The organism is Mycolicibacterium sp. Y3, assembly GCF_051188035.1.
In the GTDB taxonomy this organism is placed as follows: Bacteria; Actinomycetota; Actinomycetes; order Mycobacteriales; family Mycobacteriaceae; genus Mycobacterium; species Mycobacterium fluoranthenivorans.
This window is the reverse complement of the sequence record NZ_JAVQLT010000002.1, coordinates 108470-132207: the sequence shown is the minus strand read 5'-3', so window position 1 is coordinate 132207 and position 23738 is coordinate 108470. Positions and strand designations below refer to the sequence as shown.

29 protein-coding genes are annotated in these 23738 nt (G+C 64.1%); 8 read left to right on the top strand and 21 right to left on the bottom strand.

The window, feature by feature from the left end; translation table 11 throughout:
• Positions 1 to 272: 272 nt before the first annotated feature.
• The 15 genes from QN239_RS31815 to QN239_RS31745 form a co-directional block, all read right to left on the bottom strand.
• On the bottom strand, positions 273 to 512 hold the full coding sequence (locus tag QN239_RS31815; protein WP_499017206.1) for a hypothetical protein: 240 nt from the start codon (positions 510 to 512) through the stop codon (positions 273 to 275).
• The gene (locus tag QN239_RS31810; protein WP_499017205.1) at positions 509 to 2497 is read right to left on the bottom strand and encodes a hypothetical protein; all 1989 of its coding nucleotides are present in this window, start codon (positions 2495 to 2497) and stop codon (positions 509 to 511) included. Before QN239_RS31810 ends, QN239_RS31815 begins: the two co-directional genes overlap by 4 nt.
• Positions 2494 to 2697 (bottom strand): hypothetical protein, encoded by a 204-nt coding sequence (locus tag QN239_RS31805; RefSeq protein ID WP_499017204.1) that lies wholly within the window; start codon positions 2695 to 2697, stop codon positions 2494 to 2496. The genes QN239_RS31810 and QN239_RS31805 overlap by 4 nt, the downstream gene beginning before the upstream one ends.
• A gap of 233 nt (positions 2698 to 2930) precedes the next feature.
• Positions 2931 to 3887, bottom strand: coding sequence for a hypothetical protein (locus QN239_RS31800; RefSeq protein ID WP_499017203.1), 957 nt, complete (start codon positions 3885 to 3887; stop codon positions 2931 to 2933).
• Positions 3884 to 4156 (bottom strand): hypothetical protein, encoded by a 273-nt coding sequence (locus QN239_RS31795; RefSeq protein ID WP_499017202.1) that lies wholly within the window; start codon positions 4154 to 4156, stop codon positions 3884 to 3886. Before QN239_RS31795 ends, QN239_RS31800 begins: the two co-directional genes overlap by 4 nt.
• The gene (locus QN239_RS31790) at positions 4156 to 4683 is read right to left on the bottom strand and encodes a hypothetical protein (RefSeq protein WP_499017201.1); all 528 of its coding nucleotides are present in this window, start codon (positions 4681 to 4683) and stop codon (positions 4156 to 4158) included. Before QN239_RS31790 ends, QN239_RS31795 begins: the two co-directional genes overlap by 1 nt.
• 201 nt (positions 4684 to 4884) lie before the next feature.
• Positions 4885 to 5175, bottom strand: coding sequence for a hypothetical protein (locus QN239_RS31785; RefSeq protein ID WP_499017200.1), 291 nt, complete (start codon positions 5173 to 5175; stop codon positions 4885 to 4887).
• A gap of 41 nt (positions 5176 to 5216) precedes the next feature.
• A complete protein-coding gene (locus QN239_RS31780; RefSeq protein ID WP_499017199.1) occupies positions 5217 to 5522 on the bottom strand; it encodes a hypothetical protein in 306 nt (101 codons plus the stop codon).
• Between the two features lie 44 nt (positions 5523 to 5566).
• On the bottom strand, positions 5567 to 6751 hold the full coding sequence (locus QN239_RS31775) for a PPE domain-containing protein (RefSeq protein WP_499017198.1): 1185 nt from the start codon (positions 6749 to 6751) through the stop codon (positions 5567 to 5569).
• Complete coding sequence (locus QN239_RS31770) at positions 6748 to 7785, bottom strand: NlpC/P60 family protein (RefSeq protein WP_499017197.1); 1038 nt, start codon at positions 7783 to 7785, stop codon at positions 6748 to 6750. Before QN239_RS31770 ends, QN239_RS31775 begins: the two co-directional genes overlap by 4 nt.
• Positions 7786 to 7809: 24 nt before the next feature.
• The gene (locus tag QN239_RS31765; RefSeq protein ID WP_499017196.1) at positions 7810 to 8154 is read right to left on the bottom strand and encodes a hypothetical protein; all 345 of its coding nucleotides are present in this window, start codon (positions 8152 to 8154) and stop codon (positions 7810 to 7812) included.
• A gap of 47 nt (positions 8155 to 8201) precedes the next feature.
• Positions 8202 to 9101 carry a hypothetical protein gene (locus QN239_RS31760; RefSeq protein ID WP_499017195.1) on the bottom strand — a complete coding sequence of 300 codons (900 nt, stop codon included), beginning with the start codon at positions 9099 to 9101 and terminating at the stop codon, positions 8202 to 8204.
• 8 nt (positions 9102 to 9109) lie between these two features.
• Complete coding sequence (locus QN239_RS31755; RefSeq protein ID WP_499017194.1) at positions 9110 to 9415, bottom strand: hypothetical protein; 306 nt, start codon at positions 9413 to 9415, stop codon at positions 9110 to 9112.
• Positions 9416 to 9466: 51 nt separating this feature from the next.
• Positions 9467 to 9943, bottom strand: coding sequence for a hypothetical protein (locus QN239_RS31750; protein WP_499017193.1), 477 nt, complete (start codon positions 9941 to 9943; stop codon positions 9467 to 9469).
• A 122-nt stretch (positions 9944 to 10065) separates the two neighbouring features.
• Positions 10066 to 10551 carry an excisionase family DNA-binding protein gene (locus QN239_RS31745; RefSeq protein WP_499017192.1) on the bottom strand — a complete coding sequence of 162 codons (486 nt, stop codon included), beginning with the start codon at positions 10549 to 10551 and terminating at the stop codon, positions 10066 to 10068.
• A 315-nt stretch (positions 10552 to 10866) separates the two neighbouring features.
• On the opposite strand from QN239_RS31745, the gene QN239_RS31740 reads away from it, so the two are divergent.
• From QN239_RS31740 to QN239_RS31730, 3 genes are all read left to right on the top strand, one after another.
• Positions 10867 to 11046, top strand: coding sequence for a hypothetical protein (locus QN239_RS31740; protein ID WP_499017190.1), 180 nt, complete (start codon positions 10867 to 10869; stop codon positions 11044 to 11046).
• Between the two features lie 260 nt (positions 11047 to 11306).
• Positions 11307 to 11798, top strand: coding sequence for a hypothetical protein (locus QN239_RS31735; RefSeq protein ID WP_499017189.1), 492 nt, complete (start codon positions 11307 to 11309; stop codon positions 11796 to 11798).
• 46 nt (positions 11799 to 11844) lie between these two features.
• The gene (locus QN239_RS31730; RefSeq protein WP_499017188.1) at positions 11845 to 12162 is read left to right on the top strand and encodes a hypothetical protein; all 318 of its coding nucleotides are present in this window, start codon (positions 11845 to 11847) and stop codon (positions 12160 to 12162) included.
• A 17-nt stretch (positions 12163 to 12179) separates the two neighbouring features.
• On the opposite strand, the gene QN239_RS31725 is transcribed toward QN239_RS31730, so the two are convergent.
• Both QN239_RS31725 and QN239_RS31720 read right to left on the bottom strand, forming a co-directional pair.
• Entirely contained in the window at positions 12180 to 14579 is a 2400-nt protein-coding gene (locus QN239_RS31725) for a hypothetical protein (RefSeq protein ID WP_499017187.1), read from the bottom strand.
• 26 nt (positions 14580 to 14605) lie between these two features.
• Positions 14606 to 15541, bottom strand: coding sequence for a chymotrypsin family serine protease (locus QN239_RS31720; protein ID WP_499017186.1), 936 nt, complete (start codon positions 15539 to 15541; stop codon positions 14606 to 14608).
• Between the two features lie 119 nt (positions 15542 to 15660).
• Here QN239_RS31720 and QN239_RS31715 point away from each other — a divergent pair, with 119 nt between their 5' ends.
• From QN239_RS31715 to QN239_RS31695, 5 genes are all read left to right on the top strand, one after another.
• Positions 15661 to 16377 (top strand): helix-turn-helix domain-containing protein, encoded by a 717-nt coding sequence (locus QN239_RS31715; protein WP_499017185.1) that lies wholly within the window; start codon positions 15661 to 15663, stop codon positions 16375 to 16377.
• Positions 16371 to 17075, top strand: coding sequence for an RES domain-containing protein (locus QN239_RS31710; protein WP_499017184.1), 705 nt, complete (start codon positions 16371 to 16373; stop codon positions 17073 to 17075). The genes QN239_RS31715 and QN239_RS31710 overlap by 7 nt, the downstream gene beginning before the upstream one ends.
• 586 nt (positions 17076 to 17661) lie before the next feature.
• Positions 17662 to 18312, top strand: a complete 651-nt coding sequence (locus QN239_RS31705; RefSeq protein ID WP_499017183.1) for a hypothetical protein — start codon at positions 17662 to 17664, stop codon at positions 18310 to 18312.
• A 164-nt stretch (positions 18313 to 18476) separates the two neighbouring features.
• The gene (locus tag QN239_RS31700; protein ID WP_499017182.1) at positions 18477 to 19166 is read left to right on the top strand and encodes a hypothetical protein; all 690 of its coding nucleotides are present in this window, start codon (positions 18477 to 18479) and stop codon (positions 19164 to 19166) included.
• Entirely contained in the window at positions 19167 to 19811 is a 645-nt protein-coding gene (locus tag QN239_RS31695; RefSeq protein WP_499017181.1) for an RES family NAD+ phosphorylase, read from the top strand. It abuts the gene before it with no gap.
• A gap of 18 nt (positions 19812 to 19829) precedes the next feature.
• Here the strand turns inward: QN239_RS31695 and QN239_RS31690 are convergent, their stop codons facing one another.
• The 4 genes from QN239_RS31690 to QN239_RS31675 all read right to left on the bottom strand — a co-directional run bounded on the left by QN239_RS31690 (position 19830) and on the right by QN239_RS31675 (position 23636).
• Positions 19830 to 20018, bottom strand: coding sequence for a hypothetical protein (locus QN239_RS31690; protein ID WP_499017180.1), 189 nt, complete (start codon positions 20016 to 20018; stop codon positions 19830 to 19832).
• 49 nt (positions 20019 to 20067) lie between these two features.
• Complete coding sequence (locus QN239_RS31685; RefSeq protein WP_499017179.1) at positions 20068 to 20202, bottom strand: hypothetical protein; 135 nt, start codon at positions 20200 to 20202, stop codon at positions 20068 to 20070.
• Between the two features lie 27 nt (positions 20203 to 20229).
• Complete coding sequence (locus QN239_RS31680; protein WP_499017178.1) at positions 20230 to 23310, bottom strand: FtsK/SpoIIIE domain-containing protein; 3081 nt, start codon at positions 23308 to 23310, stop codon at positions 20230 to 20232.
• Between the two features lie 98 nt (positions 23311 to 23408).
• Entirely contained in the window at positions 23409 to 23636 is a 228-nt protein-coding gene (locus QN239_RS31675; RefSeq protein WP_499017177.1) for a hypothetical protein, read from the bottom strand.
• Between the last annotated feature and the right edge of the window lie 102 nt (positions 23637 to 23738).

Here is a 23738-nt window from a genome sequence, read left to right as displayed (position 1 = left end):
TTGGCGTGAACGCCCAAGCAGCACAGTCTCTATGCGCGCAGTCTTGTCACGGTCGGCTGCCGTGATCTGTTGAAAGGGTGGACCGCCGCCGGCAACGCGGATGCTCGTGAGGTCCCACAGCTTAGCTGTCCGCACCGACCCACCGCGGTAGTAGATCACCAGGAACAGTTCCAGTTCCTCGCTGATGAAATCCTGTGGGCCACTATCGTTTGTCCCCACCACCGACCACGACCCATGCCGGCGAGCCGCGTCCTCCAGGCGGCTCCTGCTCGCTAGCGCCACCACCGTCGCTTCAGTACTTGCCCGACCACATTCACGCAGCTGCTGCACATCGGCTCATCGATGAGCGCAACATCGACCTGATGCCGATCACCGGCGAGCCGCAGCCCGCATAACGCCAGCGGCGCCTTCCGCCCCAGCATCGCGGCCGCGAACCACTGCCACGCCCCAACCACATGCACCGTCTCTCCGACAGGGCCGGTGTTCGGGCCGCGGTACGCCGTCACGATCATGAGCGACCGCCAGACGCAGATCCCGCCGCCACTCGCGCCTTGATGGAACGCACCGATTCCCCGGTTTTCGATGACCCGGCAGCGTGCTTTGGCGACGTCGCAGCGCCCTTGCCGCCATGTTGACCGTGCGAGGCATCGCGGGTTTCATCAGCCGCGGCGCCAGGTGTCGCTTTTCCATGGCGGGAGGATCCGATCTCACCGCCCACGCCGCTGGGGGTCTTGCCCTCCGCGCCGCGTTTCGACGGCGCATCGGTAGCACCGCGGTTGGGGCTGGTTGTCGACGACTCAGATCCAGACCTCGGTGACGGCATGGACTCACCCTGTGCCTGCGCACCTGCCTTCGGCGTCTCGGCGTCTTTCGTCGGCGTCGCCGACTCCTGTGACGGGGCACTTACCGCGGATTCTTTGTCCGTCGCCCTGTTCTCGGACGCAGCGCCTGTTGCCTTCACCGGTGCGTTCGCCTCAGTCCGCGCCGTGACTGCTACCTCACTGGCGTCTTGCTCGGTGCCGTCTTCATCCCCACGCTCTACCCCTTTGGCCTGTGTCTTCGTAGCAGGAGTCGCGGACCCGGTCGCGGAGTCGGACTTCCCGACCGCCACGGCCGCGCCGTCGCTGACCGACCTGATGGCCGCGGCCGCAGACAGCGCCACGACTCGCGTGTTCGTGTGGGTGAGGACCCCCGTGACCGACGTCGCGGCATTCAGCCCAGTACCGATTGTGTTCAACGCAGCGGCTGTCACCGCCGCGGCAGTCTTCACTGCCGCATTGATGACTTTGGCGACGGTGTAGGGCAAGTTGTGCACGGCCGAAGGCAGCCCAGCCGTCTGCAGAAGACCGCTGGCCACCTTCGCTGTCGCGCTCGCTAGGGCAGCGATGACATTCCCGCCGGTAATGGTGAGCTTGGCAGCCGCGGTGAACGGAATCGAAGCCAGCGAGGACACGGTGTGGGCGACCGAAGCGCCGGTGGCCACGCCGGCACCAACCAGGATGCCCAACGCGGAGGTATAGCTCGCCGGGCTCAGGGGTGCGGCGCCAACGACATTGAGAACCCTCTCCACGGCCCCGGGTTCGGTGCCATCGCCAAGCCAAGTGCCCACCACACCGGAGGCCCCGTCAGCGAGCCGCGACACCGAGCTGCCCAGCGCCCCCGTCAGGGCAGGCACACCGCCATCCACTGCGGCCAGAATCGCCGTCACCGGCGCCGCGACAATACCTTGAACAGCCGTCAACGCCCCGCTGATCAGATCCACACCCACAGCCTTCTTCGTGGCGTTGACGACACCGTTGAAGGCAGACAGCGCATTATCGATCTGAGCGGTGACACCGGTCACCAGGGTGCTCGTCAGCGACAAGGCGTTCACACCCAGGTCGCCAACGCCGGCCAGCACCTCGGTAGCAGCCAGGCCGGCCACCCGCAGCGGGACACCGACCAGCCCGATATAGCTGCTCAGCGCCAGCGGATCGTTGAGCAGGTTGGCCACCGCATGCAGAGCTGTGCTCAGGGACCCGGTCAGCACTGAACTCAGCAAGTCGGCGAGCTGGCCTGTGGTGAGCGTGACCGTAGAGTTGGCCGACTTCACCGTCTCGGCAAGCCCCTTCAGACCGCTATTCGAGGAGGCCTTCAGCGCCGCGAGCACCTGGCGAAGAAACGTGTTGTCAGTCGCGGCGCTCAGCTGCTTCCACAGCGAATTGTTCAGACCTACCGCCGAATCCAGCGCGCCGATCAGGGTCCGGCCCGGCGCGCCGACCAGACCGGTGACCGTCGCGGACGCGTTCTCCAGCTCACGGTTGAGGTTGGCGATCAGCTTGTCGATATCGGCTGGCTTCACCGCGGCTGACAGGGCGATGGCGGGCATGCGCAGTTGGGCGATGGCCGGCGCAGGCGGCGCGGTCGTCAACGGCGCTGCAAGCAGAGGCGCAAAAGCCAGAGCGCTCACCACGGCCACCGAGATACTGGGCTGCAGAACTGTGCGGGTGATCGTCACGGGTGAATTCCTTCGGGTCCGGTGGGTGCCACGTTGACGGTGAACAATGCCGATGCGATGCCGCCGACTGTGCGACCAAGGGCGCCCTCAGGATTGGTGTAGGCCGTCATGCCGCCGCCCGACAGGACCGTCGCTGCGCCCACGGCAGCCAAGGTGCGACGCCAGCGCCGGCGCATCTTTCGGATAGCACCGGCGAACATCATTCCTGCTCAACGCTTTCGCTCACAGAGAAAAGTATGCCGGGTGAATCTACCTGTGCGTCCGCTTAAGAAACATTGCCGGACAGGGGGTTTGCTTCGGCGGAGCGGCGAGGGGGTAGGGCCCGCACTGGGGGAGAGCGCGGGTGGTACCGCCCCGCCGAAGCAACGTCTTCGAGTCTAGGGCCGCACCGAGCGCGCCAGTCCGCTTAAGCCGGATCAGTCGCATTCGTCTCTTAGAGACGGCCTTTCACTGAGCGGTTGAGTAGATCGTCTCCGTTGAGCAGCTCGTCGCGATCCAGCGCGGCCTCAGTGCGCGAAGCCTTGTCGTCCCGATTCGCACCGCCGTGCGGCGCCGCGCCACCGGCTCCCATACCCGGCATCATGGGCGGCATAAATCCACCCGACCCCAAGCTGGCTTGCCCCGCCGGCACGGCCGGCCCCGCGGTCGCCACCGGCGTACCGGGCGACCCGACCGGCGCGCTGGTCGTCGCGTTGGTCAGTGTCGGCTGCGACACCACACGTGTGGGGTCAGAGGACGTGTGCGTGATGGCGGGCTCGTCACCGCTACTGATGGAATCGCCTGGGGTGAAGCCACTATCACTTCCCGAATCTGACATCGGCGTGTACCCCGACCCCGGATAGCCCCCCGCCGGTGGAGCTCCAGCGGGGGCCGGGCTTGGAGCTCCCCCGGCCATCGCAGAGGCCGGTGCGGCCGCCAACGAACTCAGCAGCTGCTGCAGCTTCGCCCGGGCTGCCGGCGAGAGTTCCTCATCAGCGGACTTCTGGTCGGCCGACAACTGGTCAACGTTGTCGACCGAGTCGCTGTGGTACTTGTCCTCTGCGCGCTGTTTGCGGGCCAGCAGATCGCCGAGCTTTTCTTCCGCCCGGGCCAGGCGTCCCGGATCGCGTGGATTGTCTTCGCTTCCCGCTGCCAAGAGTTCCTGCTGCGCCGCTTCAATCTCCGCGGTGCTGGGGGCTGATCCTTTGTAGTTGTCTAGGGCCGTGGTGGCCCGCTGTTTGGCGGCGGTCACCGCGGCGGCGATCGTCTGCAGGTGCGCGGCGATCGCCTTACCGGTACGCAACTCTTCCCGCCACGCGTCACCGGCGGCTCCGGAGTCGCTGATCCCGAGCGAGTGCAACGCATCGGTCAGCGCGGCCGGGTTGGTCGGGGCACTCAGGGGCGATCTCAAGGCTTCACGCTTTCGTACCAATCGACGAACGCCCCGAAAATTACTGCGTTGACGAGGTTTTGCGCTTCATCTGCTGTGAGCGCGGTGACGGCGTCACTGACGGCGATGTCGAGTATCTTTCCGTGTTGCACCCGGACGAGGATGGTCGGCTGCTCCGGGTCATCCATGTAGGCGCCGATACGGTTGAGACGCGCGTTTCGCTCGTCAAGCGTGCTCTGCAGCTCGTTGAGAGCGTCTTTGATGGCGTCGACGTTCTTCGTTTCGGCCATCACACGTCCAGCGCTGTCAGCAGGGTCGTCGAGCAGGCCTGGTGTGCTTCGGTCAGCTGATGTAGCGCGGCGGTAACTGTGGCGCGGCCGGCGTTGACCAGCTGTGACCGGTAGGCGTTGTACTCGTGCTGGTACCAGTTGTTCGCTTTGGCAAGTTCTGGCGCTTTGGCCCACTCTGACGTGAATGTCGTAGATGCACCGTTGATTTGGTTCTTCGCGCCCACGATCGCAGCGGCGAACGCGTCGAGCTGATCGGCGATCAAGCGGTGCCGGATCTCAGAGTCTTCGGAGGCACGTAGATGGCTACCGGTTTTGGTGGCCACTGCCTCGGCAAACACGCCAGCATTGGCTGTCTGGGCCTCGGTGCGCGCTGTCTGCAGCTGTGGTTGCGCCGCGGCGCTGAGGGTAGCGGCGATGACGTCGCGGTGATGGCTGGCGCTGGCGATGATCTGGTCCTCGTCGTAGCGCTGTGGCCAGCGATCTTCAATGATGAGGTCGGCGTCCTCGCCGGTCAGTCGCTCAATCATTATTGGCGAGAAGGTTGAGTTCTACCAGGCATGCGCGGAAGTGGGCTTCCAGAGCCGCACCGGAGGCGGGGACTGACCCCAGCGTTACCAGGGGAAGAACCATATCGTCCCCGCCTCCGTGCACAGTGACCGTCACGGGACCTGAAGTGGCCCCGAAGCATCCTGGCGAACTGGTGTACATAGTCGGTTCTGTGCTTGTACTCAGCCGATCGAGTTGGCCGACCGAAGGTCACGCGCCGCGTTGGACGCCTTCGCCTCGATCACCGACGTGATGATGTGCTGGATGGTCTGAGTCGCCTCCTCAGTCACCCGGGAGTAGTCGTGGTTGAGCTCGTTGAACCGATCGACGAACTGACCCTGGTTGGCCTGGATGTAGCGCTGGCCGGTCTGGATACGGTCCTCGATCTGATGCTTCATGGTGTTCAGGTTCCCAGACAGCGTCGAAGTCGAGGACTCGATCGCACCGGGCCGATACTGCACGACATCGGACATAAGTGTGTTCTCCTTTGCGAATTACGTTGGGGATCGGGTGGTTACTGGTTGCCCAGGCCGCTGAACATGCCCGCCGACTCTTCCTCGGTGTGAAGGTCGTCGGCGTGCGCGGCGCGGATGTCCTCGAACAGCTGCTTGTCCTTGGCGACGATCTGCTCCACATGCTCGTTGGTGCGCTGCACCGCGAGCTGGCAGGCCTCCGAGGCGGCGCCGGTCATCGCACCGGATGCCTTGAGATCCTCGAACTCCCGGACCGCCGACTGCCATGTCTGACGCATCGCGTCGACATGTTGGTCCATCTCGGAGACCAGGTTATCGGCGACGCCATGGTCGATTGCAACATCCATTTCCGTTGTGTCCTTTCAATTCCCGATATCACAGGATGATGGTTTTAGTCTAACCCGCCCGAACGCTTGGGCAGCCACTCCGACAGAATGGCTTGCGCACGGGCGGTATCGGTATCAGCAATGGGTGCGACACCTGCTTCGATCGTCGATTCCCGCGCCGTTGTTTCCTCCTTCCCCCGCATACCAGCACCACCGAGACCGCCCATTCCAGATCCCGGTAACGACGAACTAGACGCTGGTACAGCGGTTTTCGGACCAGCGCTCAACGATTGCGTGTTGGACATGGCAGTCAGACCGCCCCCGGCCGGAGCCGAAGCACTCAATGCAGGCCGCAGACCCCCTACTCCCCCGCCGCTGGCGAAAGCACCACCACCGCCACCCGCCCCGCTGAGCGCGGGTGAACCCACCGCGCCGCCGGCAGCGAAAGGTGTGTAGGAGCCCAGCATCTCGTTACCGGAACCTGCCCCCATCCCATTGCCCATGCCTTGGAAGCTCGACATCAGCTGTTGCATCATCTGCGGCGGCGCGGAGAAGGCCTGCTGAAATGGTTGCAGTAGCTGCCCGGGCGCCGACATGGCCTGCTGAAATGGTTGCATCAACTGCGACGGATCCATGGCCTGCTGATTGGCCACCGACCCGGCGGTGTTCTGCGCCACGTTGGACACCGCCTGCTGAGCGGCATCCAGAGCCGGTTCGGCCGGATTCACCAACGGCGGCGGCGGCATCTTCGGCACGGGAACCGAAGCCGTAATCAGTTGGGCATCATACAAACTCATCTGCTCGGCGTTCTGCGTCCAATGCTCCACGTAGGCGGCGTCCAGGAAGGTGATCACCGGTGTGTTGATTCCGCAGAAGTTCGTCGCTACCGCCGTCGCCTGATCGATGCGGTTCTGGATCGACATGGCAGAGGGAATCATCCCGGCACGTGCAGCCGTGTAGGACGCCGCGACCACCGCACACGCCGCCGACAACCGAATGCACTCAGCCACCATCGACTGCAACCAAGCGCTATAGGCCGCGATCTTCCCCTGCCGCGCAGCCACAGTCAGCCCAGGCCACAGGACATCCATCCCCGCCGCGTGAGCCAGCAGAACACCCTGCTGAATCTCAAAATTCGCCGACAACGCCGTCAACGCGGCAGCCGCGGCGACATAGGTTTCAGGTCCGGTGCCGACCTCCAACCGGCCGGCATTCATATCCGGGGGATAGGTGGGCCAGGGCTCGGTCACGCCGCCTCCGAAAGGTAACGGCGAAAGACTGTGCCCGGCGCTACCGGCCGAACCCGGACCTTCTCACCGGATTGTGGTGCTTCAGCGATCATTCCGTCACCGATGTAGAGCTGTACGTGATGAGGACCGCCACCACCAGAGAACGCCGACGGGGGGAACGCCGCATCGCCGGGCCTGGGCGACAACACCGCACCGCCGCCACTGTATTGAGACTGCGAAGTCGACGAACCAACCACGTCGTTGCCGGTGGCCTCAGCCAACGCCCATCGGTAGAACCCCGAACAGTCGACACCTCTCTTGGCGTAATCCCCATGCGCATCGGCGGCACCGCCGCCGTCGCTGATCCCCTGCGAGGGCCCCGGCGATGCCCCGTGCCCACCACCCCACGCGTAGTCGACCACTCCAGCGGTCTTCGTCACAAAGGCATCGAGGCGCGATTTCAGATCCTTCGACCCGCCGGAATCGCCACCCACAGACCCAACAGATCCCATCGGCGACATCGACCCACCGAGACCGGAAGCTCCAGGCAACCCGCCCCCGCCTCCACCGAGCATCGATGTCAGCGGCGACAAAAGCTGTTGTGGGACCGACTGCGCACTCGACAACGCACCCTGAACGGGCTGCGCCAAACCTGCTAGCGCCGACATCGGCGCACTGGCCATACCGGGCACAGGCATATTCGATTTGAACGCCCCAAGTGGCGACCCGCCCGAACCCCCGGCCCCTCCGAAAGAACCAGAATTCCCTTTTCCGCCGATACCGCCAGAATTCCCGGCACCATCTTTACCGAATTTGGAAGCCGAATCTGCATCGTCAGCAACTATTCCCCTGGCCCCGGCGAGAGAATTGGAAACAGTCCCCTTGCCGGTGTCCTGAACGTTAGTGCCAAGCTGATTTGTAGAATTCACAAAACCGTCGAGCCCGCTGCGCCCAGGGCTCGACCCCGACGGCGCAGGAGTTTCCAAAGCGCCGCCGAGGCGGCCAAGCTGACCATTGACCGACGGCGCGTCAACGGTGGTGTCAGGACTCGTCATGCCCGGTCGCCCTCACCCGCGCGCTTACGTCGCAGTCCCGTAGGAAAACTGCATCGACGCGTCCGCTTCATCGGATTCGACCCCACGGGCATGCGCTTCAAGGCTTTCCGCCAAACGCAGCAGATCAGCTTGGAGCGCCTTACCCTTCGTCATCGCATCATGGACGCCAGCCTCCAACGCCGCCGCCGTGTCCGCATAGATCCCCGCCGGCGCACCATCAAGCGTGTTAACCGAAGCCTCTTGCCTGTAGGTCTCCACGACACCTGAATGGTCGTTGAGAAACGCGGCAACATCCGAATTGGCTATATCGCGAAGCTGCTGCGCCGTACTACGCAATTGCCCGAGATCGACAGAAGTTTCGACGGCCATGGGCCTATCTTATCTGCCGCAAAGCCCGATTCAGACGCTTAAACCATTCAAGCAATACGCGCGCGCTGCTCATATCGCGCGACGAATTCAGCGACCGCTTTTTCCCACCTACCAGCAGAGGCCGGCATGAAGGTCACATGGCAGCTGCCGTCGAGACGCCAGCTCGGAACACTCAGCACCGCACCCTGCTTGAACTGCAGTAACCCCAGAGCAGCGTCCCGGGACTGCTCAAGGTGATGGTTAGCCCACACCGAGACGCAGACCTGCGCGGCAGCCAGCGGCGCCTGCCCGAGAAGGCCAACAAGTTCAGCGGCACGATCAGCACCGACACCAGCCTCAGCCAGCACCGCAGCGGCACCATCAAGGCCCGGCCGCGCACGCTCATCATCTGCAGCATCCACCCGAACAGGCGCCACCGCAGCCAAAACCGGCATCGGCACCGTGACTTCCACAAGCTCCGTATGCGGATCCCCCGGTGCCAACACTTCCCACAGCAGTCGCGCCGCCTGCACCACCGGATCAGCGTGACCGCAGTCCACACCAGTCAACGACAGCGCCCCGCGAAACTGCACCGCAGCAGCAGCCACAACATCACTGACCGCGACCAGAAACTTCGACTGCGGCACCACCACAGCCGTCGCCTCCGCCAACTCCCGCAACTCCTCAGGTACCTCATCCCCAGCACCAGGACGGGCAACCGAGTCCCGGTACAACAGAGTGGTGCCGAACAGCGTCACCGGAGGCGCCGTAAACGCCTCCAGCACCGGCCTCTTCGACGCATCCAGCACCAAGCCATCAGCGGTCTCAACCACAATCCCCGCGCTCAGCAGCTCGCCACGCAACTGCTCATCGTGGCCAGCGACGCCCGTCGCCACACCCAACACAGCCGGGAAGGGGGCGACGAGCCCCACGCGATGCAAGTAGTCCCAGTGCAACGCACTGAACATGGCAGCGCCTACAGCGCAGCAAACGGCATCGCAGACACAAGATCGGTAGCCACCCCACCGACCTTGTTCCCCTGCGACACCGACAGGTACGACAGCAGATTCGCCCCCGACGCCTGGCAGATCGCATCAAGCTCAGCAACCTGCGCCTGCACCGACATCGTCGTCCGGGCCGACGCCAGCTCCGTCCCTGGCGGCGTCACCGAATGCGCGCTACCAGTCAACGCCAGATTGGAAGCCATATTCCCCAGATTGAAACCCTGCAGCGCCGAGAGCAGGCCCTCAATCTCACCGATACCGAGAAGTCCAAAGTCCATGCGCCCATTGTAAAGCCGCCATACCGCCAACAAGTCGCTTAAGCACCTTCGCTACGGCCCGGACGCCTCGTCCACCCGACTACCGGTCGCAGCACCGTCAGCCGGGCGCGTGACCGCAAGCCGGCGACGATAGGCGACCAACCAGGCCGCCACCCGATCACCGCTCGCCGGCAGGCGGGCCGCGCGCTCGGTGAGCACCTCAAGTTTGACCAGTCCCGCGTCGAGCAACGCTGCCGCGAAGACGACATCCTTCCCACGCCCGGCCGCCAGCTTGCTCACCACGAGATCGTGAGGTTCAACGAATTTCGGTGATGCTGGGTCGCTGGACTGCAGCGTCCAGGTCACCAGGCGCTCTCGCCAGCCCTCCGGCAGTTCGGCGGTGTCGATGTGCACGCCCTCGGCGTACACCCGGTGGGTGTGATGAAACGGCGACATCTCACCAATTGCAATTGCACCCTCGACGTCATCGGCTTTGCGCCGGTCGTCATCATCCAGGAATGCGATGTCGACTTCGCGCGAAAGTATCACGCTCTCAGGTAATTCCGAGTCGTCGTACGCTCCGAGGATCGCCTGCGAGCCCAGGACCAAAATCTCGGTATCCTTGGCGATCGCGCACGACGCCCGCAGAATATGGGCGAGCTCCTGTCGATTCACTTCGCGTGAACGCGGTACACGCGCTTGACGGCGCGCACTTCATCGTCGTCGAGCACGCCCGTGAACGGAGTGCACGAACGCAGCGTGGCCCCATGCTCCGACTGATCCAGCAGCGTATCGATTACCGCCACGACGCCCTCGTCGAGAACAGATTCCCACTCTCTGGTGTACGCAACGCTGTGACGTGCGCCGAGCTCGTAATCCCGTCGCACGTTCTCCCTCGCGATGCCAAGCACTCGCTCGGGATCCTGGATCAACTTTGAAACGACGGCCGCATGCAGCGCCGATGACTGAGAGTGCCCGTCGTCGTGGCGGCGCCCGCCCTTGGTCAACGCGGTGACGGCCTCAGCCGGAATGCGCCGGTGTGCGCCCACCATCACGAACGGGAGCTGGCCTTGCGTGCACATGTCCACGACGTGTTGGCGAGACACGCCAAGGCGACTGGCGACCTCGCCAGTCCGGAGAAACCGATCGGTAGACATATCACCACGGTAGGAACTATCCACAAAAAACGCAACGCCAGTTGGTGCCGTTCCATTTCCTCAGCAGAGTTCCCGCCGCGTCCTGGACCGCCCGCCAGCGAAAATGCCTGCGATGCGTGACTCGACAGCCGGTGCCGGCTAGCCGTGGTGCTGCACCCACACCAGACCCATCTCTGTAGCAGTGACCGCTACAGTACCGTGGTAGCCATCGCTACACTAGTGTCATGCCGCCCAGGCAAGACGACCACCCACAGTCGTGGAAGGTGGGGCCGGCGCTGTCGGTCAACATCGCATCTGCCGACTACGTGGTGGGCGATGAAGGCAATGACGTCGCGGCAATCAGACGGCGATTTGCGCGACGCAGCTCAGCTGTGCCGACTCCTTGGAATAACCGACGAGAGCGAGATCGAAGCAGTGGTACACCGCTACTTTGGCTCCAACACCAAGTTCGGCGCCCAAGAACTATTCTTTGAGCGCATCATCGCTGCACTCTGACACTTATTGTCCAACAGACTAATTGAGGACATTGATGCCGTCGACAATTTCCGCGAGCGCTGTACAGATCCGGGCCCGGGCCGAGCCAGAACCGGCCGGACCGGCCGCCGCATCCTACGGCGCCGACTCGGTGAGCGAGACGACCAGCATTGACCCTCACCGGCGCGATCTGAACTCGCACCGACAATCCGATCGTCGACATCGGACAACAGGACGACCTCGGCACCTCTCGTCGTACGCGACGCTGACACCATCAACCAATGTCTGAGTCTGTCGACCTGAGCGGCTTCACGGGCTGGGTGCCCTTTACCGCGCTGCCCACCGCCGACGTACCTACCGGCCCCGGTGTCTACGTGGTCGTGCGGCCCACCGAAGAACCGCCCAACTTCCTCGTAACGTCCCCGGCCGGCCACTTCAAGGGCAAGGACCCCACCGTGCCCATCGCCGAGCTACAGGCGCTCTGGGTGCCCAAGACGCGCATCGTCTACATCGGTAAGGCCACCGCAGGTGGCAGCGGACGCCGCGGCCTTGCGAAACGCCTCGATGAGTTCTGCAGGTTCGGCGCCGGCGAAGCGGTCGCCCATTCCGGTGGCCGCCGCATCTGGCAGCTCATTGATCACGCCGACCTTGTAGTCGGGTGGCGCGTCCTCAACGACGTAACCGACGCCGACGTAGCCTCCACCGAGTCCCAGCTGATCGCCCAGTTCCGTGCCCACCACGGGAAGCTTCCGTTCGCCAACATGCGCGGCTGACCAGGCCTGGCCCCCGGTGTCGGTGATCGGGCCGACAATAGGAACCGTGAGCGAAGACAACAGCGGCCTGTCCGTACGGCAGGCGCCCCGCAAACGGACCGACAACGCCCAGGTGGTCGACTTCACGCTGATGGTTACCGTGCCCGGCCAACCCGAGGCAATTCGCGTCTTCACCGCCTCTGAGGAATCCGAAGCCCACCGATACGCGACCGATACCGGCGGAACCGTTGTTCCACTGCCGCTTCCGCCGCCGGACGGCTACACCGCTGGCCCCGACGGACACCTCATACCTCAACCCACAGTCGCTTGCGCCAGCACGGCCGACTTCGCCCGCCCCATCGACGCTGACGAGGCCGAAGACTGAGCGACTCGGAATCGACGTCAGGCGGCTGACGCCGTCGGCAGTGTTTGGTAGCGCAGATACTGCGCGTACCAAGAGGCTCGTTCCAGGTCGCCCTCGAGGAGCGCTTCCCGGGTCGCCGCGTAGAGGTATCCGGCGATGCGGTTGTCGTAGCCGCGCGGCGAGCTCGTCAACTGCGCCTCGCCGGTCTCAGACCACCGCGACGCGAACATCGACGCCGATTCCAGCCTGGCCTGCCCGTCGCGGCGTAACAGAGTTGTCGGCAGATGCCATCGCCGTTCGGCTACGCCAAGCAGGTAGCGGATTTGCTCTTCGGCGAACGTCTCGGCGCGCAGGGTGTAGGCGGGCGCGGTTTCCCGGGGCGCGGTGTAGAGGTAACGGATCGCCCAGGCGGCGTCCATCGACATCGGAGTGAAAGGTATTCCAGGATCGCGGATTTCGGTGTTCCGCGTGAACGCGCAAGCGTGTTTGATCATCGATCGGTTCAAGCCGGGGTGGCGGTCGACTGCGGCGACGAGTTTGGTGACGGTGTCCGCGTTTCCGGCCCATTCCGACCGGAATCTCTCTCCAAGGTGGAAACCGTGCAGCAGGATTGAGGCCCGTGGGATGGTGATGTCGGCGGGCAGGATGGACAGATCGTCACCGGTGGCGATCGCCACTGCGATCCTGACGCCGTCGTCGATCAGCATGGTGGCTACCGACGCCGGCCAGCCACGCTCGCGCATCTGCGTCACGATCGACGCTGTGTTGAGGATCGTGATCCGCTGTTCAACGGGCAGGTCTTGCAGCCGTGGGGGCGCGGCTGCGGCCACGGCCAGCATCCCTGGCGGACCGAGGAGTTCGAGGACGCCGGCGGGCACAGTGCCCATGCTGGTGGGGACTGCGGTGATGCCGGGTGCGACTGGGGGTGCGGACAGCGGCGGCGGGGTGGGCGTTGGCGCCACTGGCGTCGACACCGGTGGTGGCGGCGCTGCGGGGGGCGGTGCTGATTGTGCCGGGGGTTGCGGCGAAGGCGGCGCAGCGGCCGGCGGCGCGGGAGCTGTGGGTGGTGCCGGCGCGACAGGGGCCACGCCCGCGGTGGACGGCACTCCTACCGTTCCTGCTGTTGGGGTGAACGCGACCGGGGCGCCGAACCCTCCTCCTGCGCCCACTGCGGCGGCGTTGGCGGCAGTGCCGATCGTGCCCGTGGCGGCGGCGACCTGCGTGGCCGGACCGCTGGCCAGGCCCCCGAGCCCGGCCCCCGCCGATGTCAGCCCGCTGACGGAGCCGGACGTTGCGGGTGCGCCGGCCAGTTCGGTCATCGCCACCGAGGGGCCGCCGGAGGGTCGCGCAGAGGACACTGGGGTTGCGGGTGACGGGCCCGACGCGACCGTCGGGTTGGACACCCCGACCGCTGCGGGGCCACCGGTACCGGCTTGATGTCCACTGCCGGAGTTGTTGTCGCCACCTAGGCCGCTGCTGTCGGAGCTCGAACCGCCGTCACTGCCCCCTGCGCCCGAATGCTCGCCGGAGGCCGAGAGGAGGTCTTTGACCGCCGAGTCTGACAGGACAGTGTTGTCTTTGCCGCCCATGTTTTGCGCCATGTCCATGGCTTTGGAAGCTAGTTCCTGGCCGGGGAGCTGCGAGCCCATACCGCCGCCACCGGGTTGGGGCATCTGCTGGGGCATCGCACCCATCATCGACGCGGGATTCATTGGCATCTGGTTGGACAGTTGTTCTGCGCCAGCGTTGTTCGCGCCCGATCCGGCGGATGCGGCGTCACTGCCGGCCGAGCCCAGGGCATCGCCCGTACCGACGTCCGCGCGGGTTGACATCGCTGCATCGGGAGTGGGGGTCGAACGTGAACCCATAGCTGCGTCCGCCTGCTTCGTGCCCATATTGCCGTTGATGGTGGCTTCCATCTGGTCGTGGAGCTGCCCCAGTGACGTTTCAGCGGACTGCAGGGTCTGTTCGAGCTGTTGGTGCAGGGTGGAGATGTCCTCGCGCGCGTCCTTCTTGGCTTTGTCGATCTTCTTCTGAATGTCTTGCTGCTCTGCGGCTTTCACCAGAGCCTTTTGCATCTCCAGCTGGGTGATTTCCGCGGTAGCCGACAGACAGGCACTGTTGATCTGGTTCTTACACGAGAGGATCTGCAGACCGAGGCTGCCGAAGGACTCGGCCAGTTTCTGGCAGAACTGTTCGATCGCCTCATGGCTGTCTGCGCTCTTGCCGAACTGGTCGCGGGAAGCGTCTGCGGTCAGGCCCTTGAAGACTTCATCGGACAAGCCGGCGATGGCGCTGCGGTACTCGGAAGCGATCACATTGTGGTGGCCCACCATGGCTGTCAGTGATGCGGCCGAGGTGGCGAACTTCTCTTCACTGTCCTCGGGGAAGTTGTGCTGGATGAGGTCGAAGGGGTCCGCGACTTTGTCGATGGCCATACTGTTTGTCCTTGTGCTCCAGGGCTTTACTTCGGGAAGGCGAACAGCGGAGGGTTCGGCACAAACCCATCGGGCATCTGCGCACCTACGGCCGAATCCTCGATATAGCGCTTGTCGATATAGGCGTTGGTGGTGTTAACGACGTACACACCGTTGTCGAGCCGCAAGGACATCAGCCCGACCGTGCCGATGCGGCCCGAACCGTAGTCCGCGGACCACACCGGCGTTCCGGCAAATGCATCCCCGAGACCATCGGCCCACCCCGGGTTCTTCGGGGCAATGCCCACGAAGTTCTCCCGGACCCATTTCACGTCGCCACATTCGGTGCCGTAGCCGACCGCCCGGGCCACCGGCCAGCACCACGTCTGGCCATGGTCTTGCGCATCGAGGATCCGGTCGGGGGCAAATCCTCCGGCCGCCATGGACTGATCCCCGACCAACGACGTCGCCGGCGCCGGCCACACCTTCGCATTCGCAGTGAACACCGCGAGGTCCGGGAACGGCGTCGGATTGGCCGCGTCGTAGACATATTCGGCCGGGTACTGATTGTCGGCGACCCGGCCGATCTCAACGCGACTCGTCTCCAACTGCCCAGCCGTGTTCATCTTGCTGATATCGGCGAACACGGGAGCGTTCTTCTCTCCACGCGCGCAGTGGCCGGCGATCAGGTAGTAGCGGATTCCGCCGGTGCCGACCAGCGGGAATCCCGCGGTGCAGCGGGCCGGGGTGGGCCCGGAGCCGACGTAGATGGGCATACCGCCGGCCAGCGCCATGGACGGCGGAGCTTTATCGGTTGACAGCGGTGGACCTTGATACTGCACCACGGGGTCGGCGGTGGTTGATTTCACCGCTGTGGCGTCGTGCGTGGTCGTGGTGCATCCGCTGACCACGGCCATCAGCACTGCCAGTGCGGCCGTACTCGCCGTGAATAGAGCTCGTCGCGTCCCCCGTCGCCTGTGCATATCTCCAGCGTAAGCGACGGAATCACGGGTGAGACCGCTTAACGAGGGCCGCCGCGCGCCCCTACAGACGCGCATAGATTTTGTAGGTTGCGTATCCTGCATAGAGGAGGTGATGGCAAATGGCCGAACTCTTCATCCTCGAACCCGTCTCCGTGGACGAGCCGGACGACCGGATCCCCGAGGACCTTCCCCTCGCGGGGCCGGAACGGACGGTGCTTGAGCGTGCGCTGCGAAAGACCGGGTTGGCAATCGTCGCTGTCGATGCCGTCGTCGACTCCGCTCCCCCCGGGCCTGACGGCCGACGGCTGCGGGCATCTGTGGCCGCCGTGGTCAACGACGCTTCCGACACTGAGCGCGACCGCCTCGAGTCTGCGGTCACCGCGGACTCGACGGACGACCTGGACGAGTCCTTCTGGGGGGCAGCCCCCGGTCCTGTCGCGGCTTCGCAGGCCCTGTTCGCCGACCTCAGGGATCAGTTCGCGCAACGGAGGCGACTGGCCGCGGAGAGCATCAGCCGCGATGAGGCCGCCGAGCTGCTCGGAGTGAGCCCGCAGAGCATCACTTCCAAACTCGGAGCCGGCAAGCTAGTCGGTATCAAGGCGGGCCGGGAGTGGCGACTACCTGCCTGGCAGTTCAGTCCGGATGACCCATCCGGCGTCCTGCCAGACCTCGACGCCCTGCAGCAGGCCTTCCCCGGTGGCGTAGTCAGTTTGTCGCAGTGGATGCAGCGACAGCAGCCTGAATTTGGCGGCCGCACCGCTGTCCACGAAATGCTCCAACGCGGTAGCGCGCCGGTGATCGCCCTCGCGGAGGCCCTGACCGCCGCCGCATGGTGAAGAAGCTCGAAGACCCAGACCGGCCGCTACCCAAGGCCCGGTACCGATGGACGTGGACGCCACAGCCGGCGGCGTCGCGGTGGCGCTGGTGTCGCGTGTACCACCGCAGCACGCATACGCCCGACGGAGTCACCTTCCGAGGATTTGGCCCGCTGTACCGGCTCGACCATCACCGCGAGTCCAACCCGGCGTCGATTGACTCGACCGGTCGGCGGATCCTCTACGTCGGAGAGGATCTTGCGACGTCGGCCAGTGAGGTGTTCGGCGAAGCTGGTGTTGCGAGCATCTGCCCGCTTTACCGGGTGTCGATCGTCGCTCCAACGGCGCCGATTCCGCTTTTCAATCTCGCCAGCCGCGGCGCCGCTATGGCCATCGGGGCCTTGCCAACCCTCGCCGATGGCAATGAGCCACGCGTGCTCACTCAGAGGTGGGCGCGCGGAATATACGAGGATCGGCCCGCTGGATCTGACATCAGCGGCGTGCGGTACCGCACGGCATACAACTTCGGATACTCACTGGCACTGTGGGATTGCGACGACAGAGTCGAGATCGTCAGCGACGGCGCAGGCCGAAAGCAAGATCTCGCGCTCAACGATCCACGGGTGCTGGGTCGTCTACAGGTCCAGATGCGCAAGCGCCGCATCCAGGTAACGACAGTGGGCACGGACGAGTGCTCCGTATGCCAACGAACAGGCTAAAGCGTGTGTTTCTCGGGCGTCGTCGGTTCAGGCCGCGGGTGCCGTGTGAACGTCAGTTCCCGCGACCTTCGGGCTAGTTTCACGGCATGCCGCGTGTGTGGCCAGGGCTGTCTGGCCTGCCAACAGCAGAAAACCGGGTTCCAGCGAACAGGGGACCCGGTTTTCAAAACCCGCTCTTACGTCGGGGGTTGTATACCGACCACTATAGCCTTTCACGCTCTGTGAACAGACCCAACGCCTGACCAGGTGCTGCACCGACCCGGGGATCCTTTCCCCGGCTCTCCGGGCGTCTATCCCGCGCCTGCCGTCGAAGGTTGGGCCAGATACGTCGAATCCCTGCAGGAGGGGTACGCGCAACCACAGTCCGGCCGCCGGGGCGGCGGGGTCGGATTGCAGACCGTACCCGCCGGGTTCGCGCCCCATCGCCAGAACTCAATCAAGGCCGGCGGTAACCAAGAGGCGGCGTGGCCGCAGACTCGGCGGTTCGCCGTGTCGCTGGAGTCCGTCGATCGGTGAATCAACTCAAAGCGCTTGAATAGCATTCTGTTCCGCACCCGAACGCCGAACTTGGCCTGTCAGAACTCGGGTGTCGCTGATCCCGGTGTCTCAGGCCAAGGAAGGAACTGCATCGCTGATCGGGCTATCGCTCCGGAACGTGAAACTCGGTATTGAATTCGCGAAACCATGCTTGCGGCTCCAGATTCAGTCCACCAGCGATATCTTCGGCGGCTTCAGCTGGCATGCCGAACAGCATCAGCACATCGTGATCTTGGAACAAGCACTCGAACAGATCCCCGTAACCGAGTGGATTCGACTCATCGGGCCAGACACACGCCAGATCCGCAGAAAGTCCGGTATCGGCCAGCGCGGCCCGACGAAGAATGACGTGCAGCGCCATTTCCTCACCGGTGCACCGCGGGACGGGCGCACCCCAACGTTCGGTGTCCTCGCCGAGCCGCCGAGCTGCCAGCGCGAACTGATGGCGCCAGAGCTGGCTCTGCGCGAACGTCTGAGCGGGCAGTGCGCCAAGCACCCGAAGCTGCTTCCGATTCCGGTCATCGATGGCCTCGATGCCGAGCTGCTCGGCGTCGAATCGGACGTCTGCGGCAACCTGGTGGGCGGCCGCGATGATCTGTTGGCGCCGCCGCGGACCGACCATACTGATGATCTCGATGAACTCCTCGTCGAGATCCTCCACAGCGGCTACCTTCCACTTGTCGCAGCGCCACCACCCTAAGGCGTCCGCCCCGCGGAGATTGACTTGAACACACCCGCGAATTCAGTCCGACTCAGACGCACGAAGGCTGCGAGATGGCACCGACGAGCACCTACCGCCGGCTGTCCGCCAGGAGCCGGCTGCGCTGATGGCGGATATCATCCATCACACCTACAATGAGATCCATGAACACACGGTCTCGCTTTACTGATCTCACCGGCGGTTCGGCGGGCGTGTTATCCGACGGCCAGTTTGTTGTGCTCGACCAGGACGAATTCAACCTTGGCGCCCTTGCCCCACGACTGCAGACCACGGCCTTACCCGACAATGACGTGGTGGTCGTGGGCGCCTTTGCTCCTGAAGTCGCTACCCAGCTGATCCGGATCGCTGGCCTCATTGTGCAAAAGAAGCAGCAGAGCGAGCGGCTGATTGACGCGATGTTCAGCACCACCGCGACCGTTACGTCCGCGGCCGCGCAGCAGGCATTGCGCAACGCCGAGGCACGTCAGGAGCTGCTCGACGAGTTCGGTGTGTTCGACAGTGAACAGGTGGCACAGCTGGCCGGCTCGACTGCTAAGAATCGATCGGCGACCGTGTCGCGGTACCTGGCTGCTGGCCAGGTGTTCGCCATCGAGCACCGCGGGGGCCGCTATTACCCTGCGTTCCAGTTCGATGCCGACGGACGCCCTCGGCCGGTCATCGCCCAGGTACTGGCGGCACTGCGACGCTACGGCCTCGACGGTTGGGAAATCGCGCTGTGGTTCACCACTGCCAGCGGCTGGCTCGATGATCTGCGGCCGGTGGACTTGCTCGACGACGATCCTGCCGAGGTTGTTGCGGCGGCCGGGCACACCGTCGACGCTGTGGCCGGATAGATGCCCTGGGTCCCCGATGTCCGGGTTCCACTGAACGACCCACGGTTGCACCTGTGGCCAGCTGACCAGCCCATCGTGCGATGCCACAACGTTGCGATGGGCGCCACTGAGTTCAATACGACAGCGGTGTCTCGGCGGTTTCGACCCGTCTACGATTCCGGCGCCGCGGCCGTTGCGACCATCTACGGGGCCGACCTCACTGAGGGGGCGTTGTCAGAGACGGTGTTTCACGACGTCCCGGTGCGCGGTACCGGGCGCCGGATCCTTCGCAAAGCTCTGGTGCCCATGGTGATGTCGACGATCATGCCGGCGCGAGATCTACGGCTGGTCGAGTTGCATGGAGCGGGGCTGAGCAGACTAGGCGTCACTCACGGTGAGCTCATCGAGTCCAGCGCCAAGCAGTATCCGCGCACCGCACTCTGGGGCCAGGCCCTCTACGATCACGCGGACCGCTTCGACGGATTGATCTGGCGATCGCGGCAGTTCAATGACTCACTCGCACTGATGCTCTGGGGCGACAGAGTTGACCGTTTCACTGACCTCAAGGCCCACCCCGCCACCGCCCCCGTACCGCTTTTCGCAGGCGACGGCTTCGAGACCGTTCAGGAACTTGCCGATGCGGTGGCGATCACCATCGTCCAATAGCGGGGCCGACCGCGCGGATCACGAGCTGCCAGGTTTCCGAATGCGCTCTAACTCCTCGCGCACTCCCTCGACAGATTGCTTGTGCGAGTAGATCGCCTCACCGAGCTTGCCGCCGACTTCCACGATCACATTCGCAAGCACCATAATTGCCTGCGCCACAGTTGGTTCAGGAGAACTAGGTGTGCCATCTTCGAAAGGTTGTCCCACGGACGCATCCTACCGCGCTGAGACAGCGTCGACGCTGCGCTTCTGATGTTCAACAGCCATGCACGAGGTTGTCCCAGCCGAGGCCGCACTGACGGCAGATCGCTATCCCGTCACGCACTACTCGGTTCTCCGGCTTGTCGTGCTGTTCCTTGGCTGCGGCGAGTTCGGCTGCCTGCCTGGGCAAGTCCCATTCCTTCACTGCGGTGCCCTCTCAGCGGGTCAGGCTGTTGACGTGTGCGACCTGGATGACAGGTGGGCGGCCGTTGGCAGCCAGTGTGCCGTTGTCTGAGATGAGGTAGCCGCGGCCGGCGATGAGGAAGTTCTCTGCGCGGACATCGCGCATCTTGATCTTGTCGTCGCCGCAGGCGAGGGACAGGATGTGACCGCGCACTTCTTCCATGGCGGCGACCGGTGAGACGGAGGCTTGCCGCACGGATTCGCCGCTGTAGCTGCGGTGTGTGGTGGTGGCGATCACGCGAACGTCCACGCGGGGCCTGATGCGGATGATTTCGGAGAGGAGTGCTGCGGCGCGTGGTGAGGATCCTTGACCGTCGCGGTAGCTCTCGACATTGTCGATGAGGACGAACAGTGTTGGCCCGTCGAAGAATGTCTGTTGTTCTTCGGCGGTCTCATCGGCATTGGCGCCGGCTGCGACTCGGCGGTTGGTTTCGTCGAGTACCGCTTTGAGGACGCGTTGGGTGTCCTCGCGGTCACCGTAGCCGGCGAGGTAGTGCTCGCGTTCCAGAAAGCGTTTCACGCGGGAGAGTGCGCCGCGTTCGTCGAGCAGGACGATCTTGGCTTCGTGGGGTGCGAAGGATCCGACGATGCCGCTGATGATGGTGCGCAGGACGGTTGTTCGTCCGGATTGGGGGCGTCCGAGGATGAGTGTGTGTGGGCAGGAGTCCACGGCGTCTGGGGTCCAGGGAAGGCCGGCGATGGTCATGTCGACGCTGCTGAGGCCAAGCGGAATCTCGATGTTGCGCTGGGGGCGTCCGGGTAGGACGGGTTTGTTGATCTGGGTCTTGCGCCATTGCAGCCACATCTGTGTGAATGGCAGCTCGGCGGGCAGTGGCCGCAGTACTGGGATGCGCTGATCTGGTGTGGCTGCCCGGGTGATGCCGGCGCAGAGTTCGGCGATGTCGTCGCTGTAGTCGTGGGCTTTCAGTGATTTGATCTCGTCGACGGTGGGTTCGGGGACATCGTGAGTCACGGGTACCGCGAACCGGGCTTTGAGGACGTCGTGCTTGCGATCGCCGTTGTGTGTCGGGGGGTAGAGCGTGAGACCGGGTTGGCTTTCTGGGTAGGCCTTCAGGATCATCTTGGCGGTCGACCCGGCGTCGGTCAGTTGGTCGGCGCCGCGCAGGTAGAACGGGCTGACCGCTTTCTGCGCGACCTGGGGGAGGTCAACAGCGGAGTTGTCGGTGGTGATGGCGAAGTGGATGCCGAAGGACGGTCCGCCTTCGATGAGGGCGCCCATGCCGGTAACCCAGCCTTGCGTTTCCATGTCTTTCTTGAGTTCGACCTGCAGTGAGATCCAGCCGTCGATCGCGACGAAGAGATAGCCGTAGGGGTCGGCCGGCTGCGGATTGCTGTCGCGCCATTGCAGGTACTCAGCGGTGGAGGTCAGTGAGTGTGCTGCGAAGAGTCGGGACCGTAGCGTGAACACGCGTTGAATCTCGGAGAAAATTCGCTCGCGCATGTCGGTATTGCCGCGGCTGGCGTAGCCCGCGACGTTGGGCAGGTCCCGAGTCAGCGCGAGCCGCCCACCTTGGTCGATGATCACCCAGGACACCATCCGTGGCGGCTGTCGAAGCGCGCTGGTGACGATCAGTGTCGTGAGTGCCATGGTGCGGCCGGATTTCGCGGCACCTGAAATGACGATGCTGCCAGCATTCGTGGCGAAGTCGGTACTGAGCAGTGTCTGCACGTGGTCCATGGGATGGTCGACGATTCCGAGGGGGAATGTCAGATCGGCGAGGGAGGTCGCGGGTTGCAGCGCGCCGAAGGTCTTGAGTTGGTGCAGAGTGACGGTTTTGCGCAGCGGCGGGGTCCACATGTTGTGGAGGTCGGTATCTACTGGTTGGGACAGTTTCTTGATGAGCAGGGAGATCTCTGACCGTTCGGTGCGGATCTGACCGTCTGTGGTGCGTCCGGAGGCATGGTGTGGGGTTGCGGTTTCGTCGGCGTTGGCCTCGGTTTCCCAGTCGTTGGCCAGTGTGAAGGTGCTCAGTGACCCCGATGGTGCCGGCCCGGTGGTAGTCGAGGTGCCGGCCTTGCGGTATTCGGCCATGTTGTTGGCTGCGCGTAGATGCACTACGTCGTTTCCGGCGAACTTGAAGAAGATGTGGCCGCCCTTGACGTAGTTCTTCACTCGTTTCTTGACGTTGTCGTCGTGAGCGGCTTCATCGGTCAGCACCACTCGTGACAGGTTGGCGCTGTTGACAACTAGTGAGCTCTTGAAGTTCATCTCAGCCCATAGCTGGGCCTGGTTCTGGAGGAACTGCAGTTCCTGGGAGGCCAGTTGAATCCAGACACCAACTGAGCGGCCCTGTTTGACGATGTAGGTGAAGACCTGGGTGAATTCGCTTTTGTACTGCTCGTAGAAGATCGATGCCTCGTCGATGAGCACGATGAGGATGGGCAGGGGTTTCAGTTCGTTGCGGTACTCGGGCATTTCGCGGAACTGCAGGTACTTTCCGGCGTCTGGTAGGGACACGCCAAGGCGGGTCTGCTCGGTCGCAAGGAGACGTTTGCGTCGTTCAATTTCGCCGAGCAGTGTGGCCGCGAGGCGGTCAAGGATCTCGGGGTCTCCTGTGTCGTTGACCATTCCGCGGATGTGCGGGATGGTGTGGAATCCCCGGAAGGATGCCTCGCCTTTGAAGTCGATAATCATGAAGTTGACTTTGTCCGGCGGATGCCAGGCGCATGTGGACAGCACGAGATTCTCAAGGAAGATGGATTTTCCGGAGCCGGACTGCCCCTGGTACGCGCCGTGCACGCCGTCGCCGCCGTAGTTTCCAGAGCCGAGGTCACGGACGTACGGCGACCCTGTGGCGGTCCCATCTCGGTAGAGGGTTCCTAGCGCTACCTCCATGCGTGGATCGAAGCGACGTGGTGCCCAGAGTGTCTCAGGGTCAAAGTTCTCCAGGTCGGCGATTCCGAGAAGCTCGCTCAGTCGAAGGTCACGACTGTTCGCCGACAGCGCTTCGGTGTCGATGTGCGCGTCGCCAAGGTTCGCTTCGCGAAAGCGTGCCATCCGGCGGGCGAAGGCTTCCGCGCCCGAGCGGGTCATTTCGTCTACGGCGGCGACTTCGGACTGCGGCGGTGCGGTGAGGATGCCGTGCTTGTTGACGACGAGGTATCGGGTCTTGTCGGAGTCCAACGCGGATTTCATCGGTGGGCACCGTGCTTTGTTGTCGCACCAAAGATGTTGTTGCGGCGCGCCACCTCCCTGCTGATGGCTATGCGGAGTAGTGCGAACTTCGCGGGATCGGCCCGAATGTCGACAATCATGTCGGACAGGCGTGGTAGCCGAAATTCGGCGGACACCGTCCGGCCATCGGTGTCAGTGAGCACGCCATTGGGTGCGTTCTCTGGCGTCTCTGCGGTCGCGGCCATGGCAGGTCCTCTGCTTCGGATTGCTGGGGTAAACGTCTAATCCAGCCTAAGGGTGGTGACCGGCGCCGAGTCCGCTTAACCTGTTGTGCCAGCGCGACGCTC